This window comes from Avibacterium sp. 21-586, from assembly GCF_026226775.1.
Taxonomy (GTDB): domain Bacteria; phylum Pseudomonadota; class Gammaproteobacteria; order Enterobacterales; family Pasteurellaceae; genus Avibacterium.
Window position 1 is genome coordinate 1,123,271 of the sequence record NZ_JAKKOD010000001.1, and the last position, 16,176, is coordinate 1,139,446.

Consider the following 16,176-nt stretch of genomic DNA (forward strand, 5'->3'; position numbering starts at 1 on the left):
ATTATTTCACTCGCTTTGCATAAAGGAGGAAACCGTGAAAAAAATTGCAATTATCGGTGAATGTATGATTGAGTTAAATGGTGAACCATTTGGTAATATGTGGCAGACCTACGGTGGCGACACGCTCAATACTGCCACCTATTTATCGCGCGTAAGTTCCGCAAAAGACATTGAAGTGCATTATATTAGCGCAATGGGGGCAGATAAACTCAGCCAGCAAATGATTCAGCACTGGCAACAAGATCAGATTCACACCGACAACGTGCTTATCAATCCCGATCGCCAAGCCGGGCTTTATCTAATCCAACTCGATAAATTTGGCGAACGCACCTTTCTTTATTGGCGCTCTGAATCTGCCGCACGTTACTTACTGCAACACCCTGATTATCCACAAGTGCAACATAAATTAGCAGAAATGGATATGATTTATCTTAGCGGCATTTCCCTTGCCATTTTGCCAGATGCCGATCGTTATACACTTATTGAACAGCTCAAACAGCTTACAAAACAAGGCGTGAAAATCGCCTTTGATAGCAACTATCGTCCGAAATTATGGGAATCAGCAGAAAAAACGCAAGAAATTTACACTGCACTTTACCCACTCGTTCACCTTGCGTTGGTCACTTTTGATGATGAACAAGCACTCTGGAACGACAACGATCCTGCGCAATCAGTACAACGCTTAAGAGAACTTGGAGTTAAAAATATTGTCTTGAAACAAGGCAAAGAGGGGGCATTATTCTGTGATGAACAAGGTAACCAACAAAATGTTGCCACCACACCAGTGGAGCGAGTTGTAGACACCACTTCTGCAGGTGATGCTTTCAATGCTGGCTTTTTAAATGGCTACTTACGCGATAAATCACCACAACAATGTTGCCAACAAGGCAATCAAGTGGCAGGTATCGTCATTCAGCACAAAGGCGCAATTATTGATAAAAACGCCACAACACACCTAATTGATCAATTTAACTGAGGAATAAACAATGGACACAGCTCAAATTATTGCAAAACTTCGCCAATTAAAAGTAATCCCAGTGATCGCCCTTGATAACGCACAGGATATTATTCCTCTTGCGGAAACCTTGGCGACTAACGGCTTACCTGTAGTTGAAATCACTTTCCGCTCAGCAGCGGCAGAAGAAGCGATTCGCTTAATCCGTCAGAATAACCCTGATATTTTAATTGCAGCAGGTACAGTGCTAACAAGTGAACAAGTAGTACAAGCTAAAAATGCTGGCGCAGATTGTATTGTTACCCCAGGCTTTAACCCGAAAATCGTAAAACTTTGTCAAGAATTGGATATTCCTGTAATGCCAGGGGTGAATAATCCAATGTCTATTGAAGCGGCATTAGAATTAGGTGTAACTGCAGTGAAATTTTTCCCTGCCGAAGCCTCAGGTGGCGTGAAGATGATCAAAGCTTTACTTGGCCCTTATGCACAATTACAAATTATGCCAACGGGTGGCATTAGCGTAAACAATATTAAAGACTATCTCGCCATTCCAAATGTCGTGGCTTGTGGTGGTTCTTGGTTCGTAGAAAAATCCCTTATCAACAGCCATAACTGGGAAGAAATCGGCCGTTTAGTGCGTGAAGCCGTAGCCATTACCAACGCTTAACTGCAAAACAAAGTCTTAAAATAAAAGTGCGGTGGAAAATTTTGAAAAATTTGCACCGCACTTTCGTTAATAAGCGCTATATAAAGAAAAAGCCGTTAATCATAACGGCTTTTCTATCATTCAATTTTGTGATTACTTCACACGCGAAACATATTCGCCAGAGCGGGTATCAACTTTGATTACTTCGCCTGTTTGTACGAATAATGGCACACGCACAACTGCACCAGTGCTTAATGTAGCTGGTTTGCCGCCTGTTCCTGCGGTGTCACCTTTTAGACCTGGATCAGTTTCTACGATTTCTAATTCCACAAAGTTTGGCGGGGTTACAGAAATTGGTGCGCCGTTCCATAGGGTTACAATACAATCTGCTTGGTCTAATAACCATTTTTCTGCATCGCCCACCGCTTTTGCGTCTGCTGAATATTGTTCAAATGTTTCTGGGTGCATAAAGTACCAGAACGCATCATCTTTGTAAGAATAGGTTAAGTTTAAATCCATTACGTCAGCCGCTTCTACGGACGTACCTGATTTAAAGTTCACATCTAACACTTTGCCAGAAATCAATTTACGAATGCGAGTACGGGTAAACGCTTGACCTTTTCCCGGTTTTACAAATTCATTTTCAACGATCACGCAAGGCTCGCCATCTTGCATAAATTTTAGACCTGGTTTGAAGTCAGTGGTAGTATATGTAGCCATATTATCCTCAAATAAAAAGAGATTGTTTTTAAAAGTGCGTATTTTAACCCGAAATATCCCCATTAGAGAAGTAGAAAATTGGGCAGATCATCTCGCAAATGCCATTTCTGATCCCAAAATCTTGCTGGAACACTTAAATCTTCCCCTTTCTCTTTTTGAAAAAGATTTTACTGCGCGCAAGCTATTTGCGTTGCGCGTTCCCTTACCTTTTGTGGAACGAATGGAAAAAGGCAATCCAAATGATCCGCTCTTTTTGCAGGCGATGACCTCTCATTTAGAATTTTTACAAGCGGAAGGGTTTAGTAAAGATCCCTTAGAAGAACAACAAACCGCCGCACCAAATATTTTGCATAAATACCATAACCGTTTGTTATTTATGGTAAAAAATAGCTGTGCCATTAATTGTCGCTACTGTTTTCGCCGCCATTTCCCTTATGCTGAAAATAAGGGCGATAAGAAAAATTGGCAAAAAGCCTTAAACTATATTGCACAACATTCAGAAATTGATGAAGTGATTTTCTCTGGCGGTGATCCGCTTATGGCGAAAGATCACGAGCTGGAATGGTTGATAAAACAATTAGAAAACATCCCACACTTACAACGTTTACGCATTCACAGCCGTTTGCCTGTGGTGATTCCGCAGCGTATCACTGACGAACTTTGCGAACTGCTGGCACAATCTCGCTTACAAACGGTGCTGGTTACCCACATCAATCACCCCAATGAAATTGATGAGCATTTGACGCACGCAATGGCAAAACTGAAAAATGTTGGCGTAACCTTGCTTAACCAAGCAGTGATGCTGAAGAATATAAACGACAATGCTCACACGCTAAAAGCCTTGAGTGAGCAACTTTTCCGCATTGGCATTCTGCCCTATTACTTACATTTGTTTGATAAAGTGGAAGGCGCGAGCCATTTTTATCTTGATGATGAAAGTGCGGTGAAAATTTACAAAGAATTACAAAAGCTCACTTCAGGCTATTTAGTGCCGAAATTAGCACGCGAAATTGCCAATGAACCAAATAAAACTTTATATTCTGCCTAATTGATAATGGAACAATGACAAAATATCCTTTAAAATAAGCTAAATTTGCACCGCACTTAGTTTAGTGCTTTTTATTAACATAAGGTATCAACTGTGACTGAACAACATAAACCCGAAAATAATGCAGCTAACACTACGCAAAATGAACTTGATTTAGAATTTAATCAAATGGAACCGATTACCCCTAAAAAACCGGTTAATCAAGAACCTTCTTTATTTGATAAAGCAAAAGAAGTAGTCAGTTCATTAGGCAAAAAAGAAGAGACTTTAACAGAAACCAATACATCTGAAACACGCGAAAGCGAAGTGTTGGTAGGAAATAATGGTACAACGGAAGAAGTGGTGGTTGAACAAAGCACGCAAACACAAGATGAGCCAGTTAGCAAAAATCTTCATAAACCTGAAAGCTGGGCCATTTTAGGTTTTATTCCACCAAAATACCGTCGTATTTTTATTGTTTTATTACTTGCTGTGATCATTTTGTTGATTATCTCTTGGTTAAAACCAAGTTCTGATACGGTAAATGCCTTTGAACAGCCATCCAACAGCATTCCAACCCAGTTCCAATCGCTCAATCAAGCACAACCAATGGAAAATAATGTGTTGGATAACTTAAACCAAGGGCAACCTGCACAACAAGCAGATACACAAAATGCTCAAAGTAGCCGTGAGAATGCTCAAACTACTGTGGCAAATGCAGAAAATAATGCAAATAATGCTCAAAACAATCCTGCTACAACCCCTGAACCTGTTGCGCAACCAACACCTCAAATGGAGCAGCCAGTAGCAGTAAAACCTCAACCGACAGTTGTTGCGCCAAAACAAGTGGTAGAACCAGTAAAAACGGCAAGCAAACCTGCGGTGGCACAAGCACAGCCAAAGCCACAGCCTAAACCTGTGGTAAAAGCAACAACGCAAACAACTAATGCAAACAAGTCAAAAACGGAAAACAAAGTCCAAACCGTGAAAAAAGCCGAGCCTAAAGCGGAGAAAAAAGTCCCTGTAGTGGAAGCAAAACCAGCAACAAACAAAACTGCTGGCACAAGCAAAACCCTGACCATTCCGCAAGGTGTGTCGCTTATGCAAGTCTTCCGCGATAACAATCTAAATATTTCTGATGTAAATGCGATGACAAAAGCGAATGGTGCTGGCAATGCCTTGAGCAGCTTTAAACCGGGCGATAAAGTGCAAATTTTAGTCAACACACAAGGTCGTGTGGAACAGCTTCGCTTAGCAAACGGTAGCACCTTTATTCGCCAATCTAACGGTACTTATCAATACAAAAAATAATCTCCTACCAACAAGCGGGCAAATCAGAATGCCCGCTTTTTTTATTGTATTCTTTTGCGAAAAATTTACGCAAATAAATGAAAAAAGGCTTGAAAAAAATTAGCAACAGGGCTATGTTGTAAATGGATATTTCAATCCTAAGTAGAGATACTTATCATCAAACAAGAGGGAAATGTTATGACTCTAAATATTACCAGTAAACAAATGGACATCACCCCTGCAATCCGCACTCATATTGAAGAAAGACTTGCTAAATTAGGAAAATGGCAAACTCAGCTGATTAATCCTCATTTCATTTTAAATAAAGTACCAAAAGGCTTTTCAGTGGAAGCCTCTATCGGCACACCATTTGGTGATTTGTTCGCAAGCAGTGAATCGGAAGATATGTACAAGGCAATCAATGAAGTAGAAGAAAAACTTGAACGCCAACTCAATAAATTACAGCATAAAAGTGAATCACGACGTGCTGAAGAACGTTTAAAAGATGCATTTAATTAAAATTTTTTGAATTTAGCCCGCACTTTTGCGGGCTTTTTCTTTGTTTAAGCTCACCTTTATTGTACAATACCGCTCTCATTTTGTTAGCTGAATCAACTTCAGCGATGACCGTGGTTCGCAACCCTCCCACGCAAAAAAACTAGGATATCTTATGACAACATTCAAAAATCACAATCGCAAAGCGGTTGTTATCTTTTCTGGTGGGCAAGATTCTACCACCTGTTTAATTCAAGCAATTGCCGATTACGGCGTAGAAAACGTGGAAACCATAACCTTCCAGTATGGTCAACGACATGCTATTGAATTGGAAAAAGCCAAATGGATCGCGCAAGATCTTGGCGTAAAGCAAACTGTCATTGATACGTCGGTGATCAAAGCTATCACGTCAAATGCCCTGATGAATGAAGATACAGAAATCAAGCAAGAAAAAGATCAGCTGCCAAACACCTTTGTGGACGGGCGCAACGCCTTATTTCTGCTTTACACTGCCATTTATGCCAAAGGGCAAGGTATTTCTGACATTATCACTGGCGTGTGCGAAACGGATTTCAGTGGCTACCCTGATTGCCGTGATGTGTTCATCAAATCAATGAACGTTACCCTTAACTTAGCGATGGATTACCATTTTAATCTTCGCACGCCGTTAATGTATCTTACCAAAGCACAAACTTGGGCGCTGGCAGATAGCTTAGGCGCGCTAGATTATGTTCGCAATCATACCCACACTTGCTATGCTGGTGTGGAAGGTGGCTGTGGCGAATGCCCAAGCTGTGTATTACGCAATAAAGGCTTAAGCGAATATTTACAACAAAAAAGTGCGATGCAAAATGTTTAAAGTTTCTAAAGAATTCAGTTTTGATATGGCGCATTTGTTAGACGGACACGATGGCAAATGCCAAAACCTGCACGGCCACACTTATAAATTACAAGTTGAAGTGCAAGGGGAGCTACACGCCAGCGGGGTGAAAAAAGGAATGGTGATGGATTTTTCGGATCTCAAACTGATCGTAAAACAACACATTCTCACGCCAATGGATCACGCCTTTATTTATGATGAAACCAGTGAGCGGGAAAGCAAAATTGCACAGCTATTGCAAGATCTCAATTCCAAAACCTTTGCAATGCCCACTCGCACTACTGCAGAAGAAATGGCACGCTTTATTTTTCAACGCTTAAGTGAACACTTGCCGATTAGTGCCATTCGCTTGTGGGAGACGCCCACTTCATTTTGTGAGTATCGGGAAGATTAATGAATGGTAGAATTGATTTCTAATCCAAGCTACCCCATTGTAGAAATTTTCCAAAGCCTGCAAGGGGAAGGCGCAAATACGGGAATGCCAAGCATTTTTATCCGTTTCGGCAAATGCAACTTGGCTTGTCCTTGGTGCGATACGCCTTATAATAATTTTGAGCCGTGGTCGTTACAGCAAATTTTAGCTAAAGTGCGGTCGTTTTCGGCCAAAAATATTATCATCACAGGAGGCGAGCCAACCGTTCAGCCACAACTAGGCTTATTGCTTGATCAGCTTAAGGCAGAGGGCTATTTTCTTGCCATTGAAACCAATGGATTAAAGCCTGTTCCTGCACAAATTGATTACATTGCCACCAGCCCAAAACGAGAATATGCGCTGAAATATCGCCAACGCTGTATTACGCAAGCCAATGAAGTGAGGATTGTGGCAGATGATGACGTGCAAGAATTTTGTGCATTCATCGAAAGCCAAATTCAGGCTCAATATTATTATTTATCCCCCTGTGAAACAGATGGAAAAATGAATCTCCATCATACAATTTCGCAATTAGGCTTGCTAAATCAACGTAAAGATAAACCTAAATGGTTGTTAAGTATCCAAACACATAAATTAATTGGTATTGAATAAAAAATTACTACTCAAAGCGGTGAGAAACAATAACATTTAATTAGCTATGGTTTTATAAATTAACAGAAATAGTAGGATATTTAAAATCAAACCACCTTATCAAGGTAAATAATCTCCCTTTGATAAGGTGGCTAAATAACAATTACTTATTCTACACTCTTCATATCAGTCTCTAGTAATTTTTCTTCAGGTAAAATCACCTTGTTGTAAAAACTCCCATTAATCTGTGTTTTATTTAAGTGATAGAGATGATAAGCCTTAAATGCTTCTTGATCTGGTTTCTGCGGCCGTTGCCAAAATTCTTCTAATGATCCTTGGTGGGTTATACCTGGAATATCATAATTAGCCCGTCCTAATGTGATAACTGGCATATCATGGATTAACGCAGATAGACCACTTGTACTATTTAATGTTACCATTGCTTTTCCATCACGAAGTAATACAGGCATTGGTATATCATAGACATAAAATAAACGACCTTGTAATTGGGGGTAGTCTGAAAGGTAACGCTGAATAATAGGTTTATAACTAATAAAACCTCTATCCATTGGGTGATGTTTTACGATTAATTTTAGCGAATTAGGGGCGTGTTTTACAAAAGAATCTAACACATAGATCAAAAACTGCGCTACACTATCAAAATCACAATGTACTCTTACTTGGCTGTCATCATAAACTTGTAAAGGAAGTATATAAAAATCACCTAATTTTCCTTGTCTTATTTTTCTGATAATAATCCGTTCTTTAGGCCAATTACAAATACGCTTAATCCCAGAAATTAACCATAATTTTATATAATAGCTTATATTATATTTCCTATGATGCTTGTAGTTAGGGAACATTTTTGCTTTATATCTAGCGTACACATAATAACAAGTTGCCAATTTAGCAATTGGAAAAAAACCTTTTGCAACAGGAATTGGCGTTGGTAATTGTTTAAGTTTATTAGCTTGCTGTAAAAAGAAATGCTTATCTCTAGGAATTGGGGAAAAGGCATTTACACCACCTTTCTCCAAAGTAACATAATGAGGGCGAAAATATCCCTCTTCAAAAACCCAAAAAGCATATTGAAATTGATAAGCGACAGATTTTGCTACTTTATGATAGGGACGATTATCACCAAAGCAGACAATCGTATCAATTTCATATTTTTTACAAAATGTAATCAGAAAAACATTAAAGTTTTCTATCCTATCAGTATAATCAAAAATATATTCATTGCTTAATGCAGAGGAAAAAAATTTTTTATCTCCCGCATTAAAATTTAATTTATATACTTTTTTCTGCTGTACTTCACATAACCAATCTGCAAAATCTTTAAAAAAATAGCCTATTGGCCCCTGCAATAACAAAATATGTTTTGCAGACAAGCAAAGATCGATTAAATTACCAGCAACCATCATTTTCTCTCCAGTTCTGAGAGATTATTTTAACAAAAATGTTCGTATAAAATAATCATATTTTCCAAATTTTTTGCCTAACCAACTTTTATATAACCCTGTATCCTTTAACTGATTCTTTTGTGCTAATAGAATATCAATCGCTGTTCTGGCATCGGTTAGTTGCCTTGTATTGGGATTAAGATAAAGCGGATAATATAATAACGTTCCCGCAATAAGTTGTCGTAGCGTCAACCTTTTACTCCTACGAGGTAATGCATACGCATCCACTGTCAATCCCCAATGCGCATAAAATGGCGACCCATAACAATATACAGTCTTGCCTCGTAATAATGCTTCAAAGCCAGCTAAAGAGGTCATTGTATGTACTTCATCAACAGCTTGGATACAATCTAAAATATTCGCCTCTGTTACAATCTGATCTGCATAAGTTAATGCTTGTTCTTGAGCGATATGCCCCTTTCGGTTTCCACTCAAAACATCTGGATGCGGTTTATAAATAATGTAAGTATTAGGGTGAGATTGTCTCACTTGTTGTAACAACGTAAGATTTGATTGACATTGCGGTGAACCAAAGCGAATAGAGGCATCATCTTCCACTTGTCCTGGCACTAAAAGCACTTTTTTATCTGTATTTGGGCGGACAAATCCCGCAGAGCCTACATTATATTTACCGATATTAGCTTGGATCAGCTCTTGCTGTATCTGCCGAGCTAAATCTTCATCTTTTTCTGAGAAAGCGGTATTTTGCAAAATAGATTCGAGTTGCGAAGGCTGTTGTGGATTAAAATAAATCCCCAAAGGATCAACCACTAAAGAAAGTGGCGCAACAAGGTTCGAGCCTAACCCAACAGAACGAATAAAGCCATCTTCCATTCGCCAAACGGGAATATTATTTTCCTCCGCATAAGCGATAAACGCTGATTTTCCTTGTCCCCATAGCAATAATTTCACATTTTCATCAAGTTGAATTTTCTTAAATTTAGCAAGTGAACGGACGAAATGTAAACGACAATTTGGTAAATGAAAAAAAGGTTTTAATACCGTTTTTTTCCACAAGGAAAGCCCAATGCAATAAAAATCCCCCACTAATACAGATTGCCAGTGCTTAACCCAATTTAAATAATGAATGACATCAAAAATATCGCCAGCCTCCCCTGTAAAGGGATTAATGTAGCGGCTATACTGAAAATAAGCGGCATAGAAAACGTGATTTAACGTACGGGGATTGCGACGTTGCTGTGTGATAAGTTCCGTAACAAAAGGGTGGCGATCATCGGTTAATCCCCAGCCAGCAAACCAAGGCACACCAAAAGTTACCACTTCTTTACCTTGTAACAATGCCTCAAATCCCATTTGCGAAGTAACGCAGTACACTTTATCCACCTGAGATAATAAGGTTGGTGGATTAATGTCTTGGCTAATGATTCTCACACGCGGTTGATCTAATAACTCAGTTAAATATCCCCGTTTCTTCCCTGCAATCACATCAGGGTGTGTTTTCACCCAAATTTCAGCATCAGAATTTTCTTGCAATGCTGCTTGCAACATCTGGCAAAAACTATTTTCATCAGCCAAACCATATTGCACCGCCATATCACCAAATGTCTGATCAATAACCAATATGATTTGATTTTTATGTTCTGTGGCTACTGGCTCGCAAGGTGCGTGATTATATTTGGATAATTGCCATTCACGAATCAATGCCATTGCCTGATAGGATTGATGCGCTTGCTCATCATTCAAAGTACAATCAGCAATTAACTTTTCTAATCGAGAAGATTTTTCTGCTGCATAGTAAATGCCCACATCGTCCACAACCAAAGAAAATGGCGGGTATCCATCAACGCCTAATCCAATAGAACGGAGAAAGCCGTCCTCAAGCGCAATATAACGCAAATTATGCTTTGCAGCATAATCCCGCGCTTTGTTTGCCGTTGGACGAAATCCCCAACCTACCACCGAATTTTCAAAGGAAAATGTTGGGTTATCCTTTAGAAAATTGGATAGGTTCGGGATTTTTTTGATTCCAGAGGAAAAGATAATTGGGGTCATGGCGATCTGGTTGCTATCTTTTTATTTAAATTAATTGGGTACTTATCTGCTGTTTTTAAATATATGAAACTCAATATTTATACAAACTGTTTCAGCAATTCTTTAAAATCATCTCTTAATTCGGGATGTTTTAATCCATAAGCAACTGTTGCTTCTAGGTAGCCTAGTTTACTGCCACAATCATAGCGTTTGCCTTCGAAAGGATGTGCTAAGACAAACTCATGATCAAGCAGGCGGGCAATGCCATCGGTAAGTTGAATTTCACCACCAGCGCCACGAGGCAAGTCTGTGAGCAAATCAAAAATACGCGGTGTAAGAATGTAACGACCGACCACCGCAAGATTTGATGGTGCTTCTTCTGGTTTTGGCTTTTCTACAATATTTGTAATTCGTTGATAATTTTTGAGCTGCTCTACTTCAACAATGCCATATGAGCCTGTTTGTGTGGGATCAACTGTTTCTACACCTAATACACTGTTACCGCTTTGATTATAAATATCGACCATTTGTTTGAGTGCGCCTTGTGGAGCGTCAATTAAGTCATCTGCTAAAATGACGGCAAATGGTTCATTTCCTACGGCAGGGCGAGCGCATAACACGGCATGCCCCAAACCCAAGGCTTCGGCTTGGCGAATAAAAATACAGCTTACATGGTCTGGCAGAATATTTTTCACATAGCCTAGCAATTTATGCTTTTCACGCATTTCCAATTCGGTTTCTAGTTCATAAGCTTTGTCGAAATGGTCTTCAATTGCGCGTTTATTGCGTCCAGTAATGAAGATTAATTCTGTACAACCTGCTGCCACAGCTTCTTCGGCAGCGTATTGAATTAATGGCTTATCCACTATTGGCAGCATTTCTTTTGCACTGGCTTTCGTAGCGGGTAAGAAACGTGTTCCCATTCCCGCTACAGGGAAAACGGCTTTTTTGATTTTTTGAGCCATATTATTTAGATCCTTTATTCTTAAGGCTTATACGCCAATAATTGTTCTAACACACTGTTTTTAATAATTTTTTCAGCGTTATATTTGTAGGTTAATTTATGAATAAAGGATCCATTCAATAATTGATTAAACTCTTGCTTTGAAATAACCTGGTTGTAAGCACGCAATATTGCTAGAGCATTGCGAGGGTGGATTTTCAACATTCTATCCCAATCTTGGCGATACTCATCATCAATCCAATACATCATTTCAATAATGTCGTGTGTCATAAAGTAGTTGGTTAGGTAGCCTTTGGTATTCCACCATAAAATTAACATTTCACAGACCATTGATAAAATATAATTGTTAGGCTTGCTATAAATAAACCAGTTTCCAACACGAGAGTTTGCATAGCAAAATAAAAATTGCTCTTGTTTTCGAATTTCTTGTGTTAGTTGATAGAAATCTTGTGTTAATAAACACGTTGCGTCAAGCCAAAAGCCCCCCCCATTTCTCTAATAACTTCATACGAAGAATATCAGTAAAATGAGCTTGGGAAATATCAGCTTGAATTTCACTTTTTCGGAAACTTACCCAGTCTTTATAATTCTCAGAGTTTAAAATAATTAATTCAAATTTGTCTTTGGGAATATGCTTTTCTAAACTTTTACGGCATGTTGAGACAATAGGAGGCAAATTATTATCATTATCCCAATATGTAAATACTTTAATTTTTTCAGACGGCGTTGCAACAGCATTTTTGATGCGCTGATGAACTTGTTGTTTTACTTTTGCAAGATTTTCATACAAGAACATTGCCATCTCATGGCGTTCAGCAAACATGGCTTTATGTATTTTAAAAGCGTGCTTTGCATCATAGGGAGCTTTTAATAGATGCTCTACCACATAGGCTTCTATTCGAGTGGCATAAGAATTAAGCTTGTTTTTATTCATCTCAGAAGCTAGGCTAAGAAGTTCATTTGCTAGATTATCTTGCTTTGCTTGTATATCTGCTTGCATTCGGCTGAGCTGTGATTGTTGCATATTGAATAGCTCACCAACAGTTTGGGTAATACATTCAGTTTTTGAAATAATTGTCTCAAATACAGATTCTTTAATATCCATGTATTTTGCCTTTTTATTTTAATAAAATATTAGCGGTTAAGGTTTTTTCGCACTAATCTACTCATCATACGACCAACAGCATGCTGTTCATTGAATAAGTGTTTTAGTTTTGATACCGCGGGGTTCTTCGCATCTTTAAAAAATGCATAGGGATCACGTGCCAATTTACGCATTTTTCGACTGTTATGTCTTGATTTGCTGAAATCTAGTGGATTTTTACCTTTAGCAAGTGCGGTCTTTTTTTGCACCTTTTTCTGTTCAGCAGTGAGTTTTTGTTTTATACGAGCACCATCAATATTATGCACCCAATCTTTGTGAGCAGTAATATAGCCGTATTCTGTAAGCAAACGTGGTACGCCACCTTTAAGCCAGTCAATTGCGGCTACTTCTATAGTATGACCTTTTTTCAAATATAAGTCTTTACGTTTGGTTGTGTCATTGAAATTAACATCCAAGTAAAAGCTGTTATTTTGAATGGATTCTACAGTAAACGGCAGTTTATCACTGACAACGTAAGTTTCTAGTGGATTAACAGCGTATGCTTTTTTCATCACTTTGCCATTAAATTTAGGCAAGTTGTAATTTTTCTGAATTCGTTGATAGTAATCAATGGTTTTTTGATCACTTTTGGCTAGAGAAATTTGAATGGACTGGGTTAATTTATCTAGCTCTTGTTTAGATGCAATTCCTTGTAATTGATCAAGTGTAAGGGCTTTGGCATAAGCCTTCTCGATGCCAAAGCTGGAAATATTGTCTTTTAGCTCACTAAATACGTTACAGATAAATTGATCATCATTGTGACTCATTTGATATTGATAGGTAAATTGTGCTAATGATGAGGTAAAGTAGTCTTCATCAACAAGATCTAGCGATAAAAAGTCTTCGGTAAATTTTAATAGACCGTCTGAAATCAATTCACTTGTAGTGGCATCACGATGATTGATAATGGGTTCAATACGACCATTTATTTCAATATAGCCAGGGATACTATCGTATGGAGTTTGAGCAAAAATTGGCTCAAAAAATGAGAAATTTTGCGGTGCTAAAATAAAGTTGTGACGCACTGATGTACCGATGTCATCAGTGAAACTGCGTACATAATAAAATGGGTTGGTGATGTCTTTATCAAAAGCATCATTGAGCAAACGGCTGAAAGTATCTTGCGTGTAGCCTCTTCCCCAAAATTCAACAAAGGCAAATTTTTCATTTGGGTTGATTTCTTGCTGAAGATAGCGGCGAACAATTTTGCGTTTTTCTCGTGCAATATCCAACACTTTTTGACGGTATGTTTGAGAATCAGATAAAATTTTGCGGATATTTTCTGCCACTGCGCCCCGCAAATGCTTAGCTGTTTTAAGGCTTTCAAATTCTGGAAAGAGTTCAAGCAATTCTTCTTCGCTTAGATAACTTGCTTTTACAAGGTCGTCAAAGCTATCCATACCGACAAAATTACCAAACTGCCAAAAGGTTTCATCATCAACTTTATTGATGAAAGAAGGCAAGCGCCATGCTTTACGTGAGCCGTAGATATATTTCGTTTTAAGTTTATATTTTTTTGTGGTGATAATTTTATCGGCAATCTGTTTGAGGAAATGACCATCTCGAGAAATAAAGTATAGGGTTTCGTATCCGCGTTTAATGGCATCACGAACTGCCCAATTGATATAGCTGACAAGTGCAGAACCAACATAAGCATAGTTGTAATACTTGGTTTCTAGCAAGACGTTATCCATAGTTTTAATTAATTCGCTACGGTAGCGATGCATTTTGGTCGCCAAACGGTAGGCAGGATAGCGGTTGTAATTATCCATAGCACTCACAAGAGCGTTTTCAAATGGGATAAAATCGTCTATATCGTGCGTTGCAGTTTGAATACCATAACGGCGCGGTACGGAGCCATCTGCGTGTTTATTATCACCATAATGTGTCCATTTGCTGTATTGGTAACCAATTTCAAAGAAAATGTGCTGATAGAGTTTGCCTGTCGATTTTTGATGCCCGATTGTTGATGAAAGATATAAAGGAATATCTTTCAGACGGCTATCTGCACGATCAAGCATAGCTCGAATTACTTTTTCTGGTAGATACATATCGCTGACCATAATGACATCATGGCCTTCTTGCTTTAAGCTGAAAAGATAGTCGATGCGTTGTTGAATTGGCTCTACATGGGCAATCTCGGCGTCAATTTCTGCTTGTTTGAGAAAGTTGGTTTGTACATCAGTTAGCTGCAAATTTTTTTGTAAACGGCTATAGATGTCATCTAGAGTAACTTCAATTTTATCTGTTTTCCGTTCAAATGTTGTTTTGCGCATCATATCGCGAACATCATGTTCAGCGCGGTTGCGTAAAGTTACCCAGTTTTCTGTAATTTGTAGCGGAAATTGAATGCCAGAGGCTTTAGCACGATCTCGGACGTAATCAAAAATACTGAATGGTTTAAGTGTAGAACGGCGAATCAGTGTGTCGAAAATATCAAATGAATGTAGTTCTTTTAAAGGTACTGGGTTAAGAGAATGATTATCTACTGCCGTAATAAGTTTAGACATGGCATTGTCTTTTTCAACAAAACTAAAAAAGTATTTTTGTAAATAAGCTTTGCGCTCATCTGAAATGGTAGGAATATTACTGCTGTTAAGCTGCTGAAGCAGACTTTGGTAATTTTTAATTATTACACCTTCAGTTAAATCCATATAATCACCGATGAGTTCCAAATCTTGTTGATAGCTATCTAGATCAGGAACATAGCGGATAAACTTTTCTACGCCCGCATCAAGTAAGTCGTAAAAAATACTGGAATAGTCAATAATTGCAACATCAATAGCATAAAAAGCCTCATAGATGTCATAATCATCATTCCAAAATAAAATATGATTACTGTTACGATATTTTTCAGCCATTTCAATGACGTAATTATCTTTTTTCATGAAAGGGTGAACTTTTACAATAAATAGATTATTGTTGCGAGCGCATATTTGTTCAAGCTGTGCAAAATCAGGTAATAGGTTGCCTAGTACGCCTTCAACTGCGCCAATTCGGTAAGTGGGTGCAAATAAAATCAGATTATCATATGAGTTTGCAGGTTTTGATAATAATGTATCCAATTCGTAAGTATGAATACCGCCTGCTTTATATACTTCATTGCGTGGATATTGACCACGAATAATCAATTCTTTACTGATGGCAGTATCTTCTAGGAAATGGTCTTCCATTGTTTGAGATGTTGTGAGAAAAAGAACATTATTTCTATAAAGATTATAGTTTTTAATATATTTACGGACAACGCTATCAGCCAATACCGAATTCATACCTAGTGCCAGCTCAATATGCTTTAAACCAACACCATGCCAAGTATTAAAAATTTTAATATTTTCATTCATTTCTGCAGGATATGATTCTCTGAAATTTTCAGTTACATATACATCCGCAGCTAAAAATAACTTTTTACTTTTTTCACTGGTTAAGAAAGTAATATTGTTAATTCCCGTATTCTTTTTAATTTCTTTTGCATCTTCTTCGTTATCAGCAATCCACCAACATTCGTGAGTTTCTTTGCAATACTGATTCATATAAAGAAAGAGAGCTTTGGGGTTTCCTTGCCAAGCATAGGTACCAAATAGCCAAAGTTTCATAGTA

The 16,176-nt window shown here is 38.2% G+C and carries 15 protein-coding genes and 1 riboswitch; of the genes, 8 read left to right on the plus strand and 7 right to left on the minus strand.

Annotation, left to right across the window (positions count from 1 at the left end; translation table 11 throughout):
• Positions 1-34: 34 nt before the first annotated feature.
• Positions 35-976, plus strand: a complete 942-nt coding sequence (locus L5B71_RS05090; RefSeq protein ID WP_265757297.1) for a sugar kinase — start codon at positions 35-37, stop codon at positions 974-976.
• A gap of 10 nt (positions 977-986) precedes the next feature.
• A complete protein-coding gene (locus tag L5B71_RS05095; protein WP_265757298.1) occupies positions 987-1,622 on the plus strand; it encodes a bifunctional 4-hydroxy-2-oxoglutarate aldolase/2-dehydro-3-deoxy-phosphogluconate aldolase in 636 nt (211 codons plus the stop codon).
• Between the two features lie 132 nt (positions 1,623-1,754).
• On the opposite strand, the gene efp is transcribed toward L5B71_RS05095, so the two are convergent.
• A complete protein-coding gene (gene efp, locus L5B71_RS05100) occupies positions 1,755-2,321 on the minus strand; it encodes an elongation factor P (protein ID WP_103854617.1) in 567 nt (188 codons plus the stop codon).
• Between the two features lie 34 nt (positions 2,322-2,355).
• Between efp and epmB the strand changes: the two genes are divergently transcribed.
• The 6 genes from epmB (at position 2,356) to L5B71_RS05130 (ending at position 7,037) form a co-directional block, all read left to right on the plus strand.
• Positions 2,356-3,369, plus strand: coding sequence for an EF-P beta-lysylation protein EpmB (epmB, locus tag L5B71_RS05105; protein WP_265757299.1), 1,014 nt, complete (start codon positions 2,356-2,358; stop codon positions 3,367-3,369).
• Positions 3,370-3,462: 93 nt separating this feature from the next.
• Positions 3,463-4,659: a LysM-like peptidoglycan-binding domain-containing protein gene (locus L5B71_RS10600; RefSeq protein WP_265757300.1), complete on the plus strand. Its 1,197-nt coding sequence runs from the start codon at positions 3,463-3,465 to the stop codon at positions 4,657-4,659.
• Positions 4,660-4,836: 177 nt separating this feature from the next.
• Entirely contained in the window at positions 4,837-5,157 is a 321-nt protein-coding gene (gene raiA, locus L5B71_RS05115; protein ID WP_265757301.1) for a ribosome-associated translation inhibitor RaiA, read from the plus strand.
• Between the two features lie 104 nt (positions 5,158-5,261).
• Positions 5,262-5,305, plus strand: a riboswitch (PreQ1 riboswitch).
• 3 nt (positions 5,306-5,308) lie between these two features.
• Positions 5,309-5,992: a 7-cyano-7-deazaguanine synthase QueC gene (queC, locus tag L5B71_RS05120; RefSeq protein WP_265757302.1), complete on the plus strand. Its 684-nt coding sequence runs from the start codon at positions 5,309-5,311 to the stop codon at positions 5,990-5,992.
• Positions 5,985-6,407 (plus strand): 6-carboxytetrahydropterin synthase QueD, encoded by a 423-nt coding sequence (gene queD, locus L5B71_RS05125; RefSeq protein WP_265757303.1) that lies wholly within the window; start codon positions 5,985-5,987, stop codon positions 6,405-6,407. The genes queC and queD overlap by 8 nt, the downstream gene beginning before the upstream one ends.
• A 3-nt stretch (positions 6,408-6,410) precedes the next feature.
• Positions 6,411-7,037 carry a 7-carboxy-7-deazaguanine synthase QueE gene (locus tag L5B71_RS05130; RefSeq protein ID WP_265757304.1) on the plus strand — a complete coding sequence of 209 codons (627 nt, stop codon included), beginning with the start codon at positions 6,411-6,413 and terminating at the stop codon, positions 7,035-7,037.
• Between the two features lie 146 nt (positions 7,038-7,183).
• Here the strand turns inward: L5B71_RS05130 and L5B71_RS05135 are convergent, their stop codons facing one another.
• From L5B71_RS05135 to L5B71_RS05160, 6 genes are all read right to left on the minus strand, one after another.
• Positions 7,184-8,437, minus strand: a complete 1,254-nt coding sequence (locus L5B71_RS05135) for a capsule biosynthesis protein (RefSeq protein WP_265757782.1) — start codon at positions 8,435-8,437, stop codon at positions 7,184-7,186.
• A 24-nt stretch (positions 8,438-8,461) separates the two neighbouring features.
• A complete protein-coding gene (locus L5B71_RS05140; protein ID WP_265757305.1) occupies positions 8,462-10,492 on the minus strand; it encodes a capsular polysaccharide biosynthesis protein in 2,031 nt (676 codons plus the stop codon).
• A 77-nt stretch (positions 10,493-10,569) separates the two neighbouring features.
• Positions 10,570-11,436 (minus strand): UTP--glucose-1-phosphate uridylyltransferase GalU, encoded by an 867-nt coding sequence (gene galU, locus L5B71_RS05145; protein ID WP_265757306.1) that lies wholly within the window; start codon positions 11,434-11,436, stop codon positions 10,570-10,572.
• Positions 11,437-11,456: 20 nt separating this feature from the next.
• Positions 11,457-11,858, minus strand: coding sequence for a capsular polysaccharide synthesis protein (locus L5B71_RS05150; protein WP_442780740.1), 402 nt, complete (start codon positions 11,856-11,858; stop codon positions 11,457-11,459).
• Between the two features lie 46 nt (positions 11,859-11,904).
• The gene (locus tag L5B71_RS05155) at positions 11,905-12,540 is read right to left on the minus strand and encodes a capsular polysaccharide synthesis protein (RefSeq protein WP_265757307.1); all 636 of its coding nucleotides are present in this window, start codon (positions 12,538-12,540) and stop codon (positions 11,905-11,907) included.
• Between the two features lie 29 nt (positions 12,541-12,569).
• Positions 12,570-16,172 (minus strand): CDP-glycerol glycerophosphotransferase family protein, encoded by a 3,603-nt coding sequence (locus tag L5B71_RS05160; RefSeq protein WP_265757308.1) that lies wholly within the window; start codon positions 16,170-16,172, stop codon positions 12,570-12,572.
• Between the last annotated feature and the right edge of the window lie 4 nt (positions 16,173-16,176).

Excerpts from the sequence above, each read along its gene's own strand:
- L5B71_RS05095 (WP_265757298.1), top strand. The coding sequence starts at position 987 with ATGGACACAGCTCAAATTATTGCAAAACTTCGCCAATTAAAAGTAATC.
- efp (WP_103854617.1), bottom strand. The coding sequence starts at position 2,321 with ATGGCTACATATACTACCACTGACTTCAAACCAGGTCTAAAATTTATG.
- raiA (WP_265757301.1), top strand. The coding sequence starts at position 4,837 with ATGACTCTAAATATTACCAGTAAACAAATGGACATCACCCCTGCAATC.
- queC (WP_265757302.1), top strand. The coding sequence starts at position 5,309 with ATGACAACATTCAAAAATCACAATCGCAAAGCGGTTGTTATCTTTTCT.
- queD (WP_265757303.1), top strand. The coding sequence starts at position 5,985 with ATGTTTAAAGTTTCTAAAGAATTCAGTTTTGATATGGCGCATTTGTTA.
- L5B71_RS05130 (WP_265757304.1), top strand. The coding sequence starts at position 6,411 with ATGGTAGAATTGATTTCTAATCCAAGCTACCCCATTGTAGAAATTTTC.
- L5B71_RS05135 (WP_265757782.1), bottom strand. The coding sequence starts at position 8,437 with ATGGTTGCTGGTAATTTAATCGATCTTTGCTTGTCTGCAAAACATATT.
- L5B71_RS05140 (WP_265757305.1), bottom strand. The coding sequence starts at position 10,492 with ATGACCCCAATTATCTTTTCCTCTGGAATCAAAAAAATCCCGAACCTA.
- galU (WP_265757306.1), bottom strand. The coding sequence starts at position 11,436 with ATGGCTCAAAAAATCAAAAAAGCCGTTTTCCCTGTAGCGGGAATGGGA.
- L5B71_RS05155 (WP_265757307.1), bottom strand. The coding sequence starts at position 12,540 with ATGGATATTAAAGAATCTGTATTTGAGACAATTATTTCAAAAACTGAA.
- L5B71_RS05160 (WP_265757308.1), bottom strand. The coding sequence starts at position 16,172 with ATGAAACTTTGGCTATTTGGTACCTATGCTTGGCAAGGAAACCCCAAA.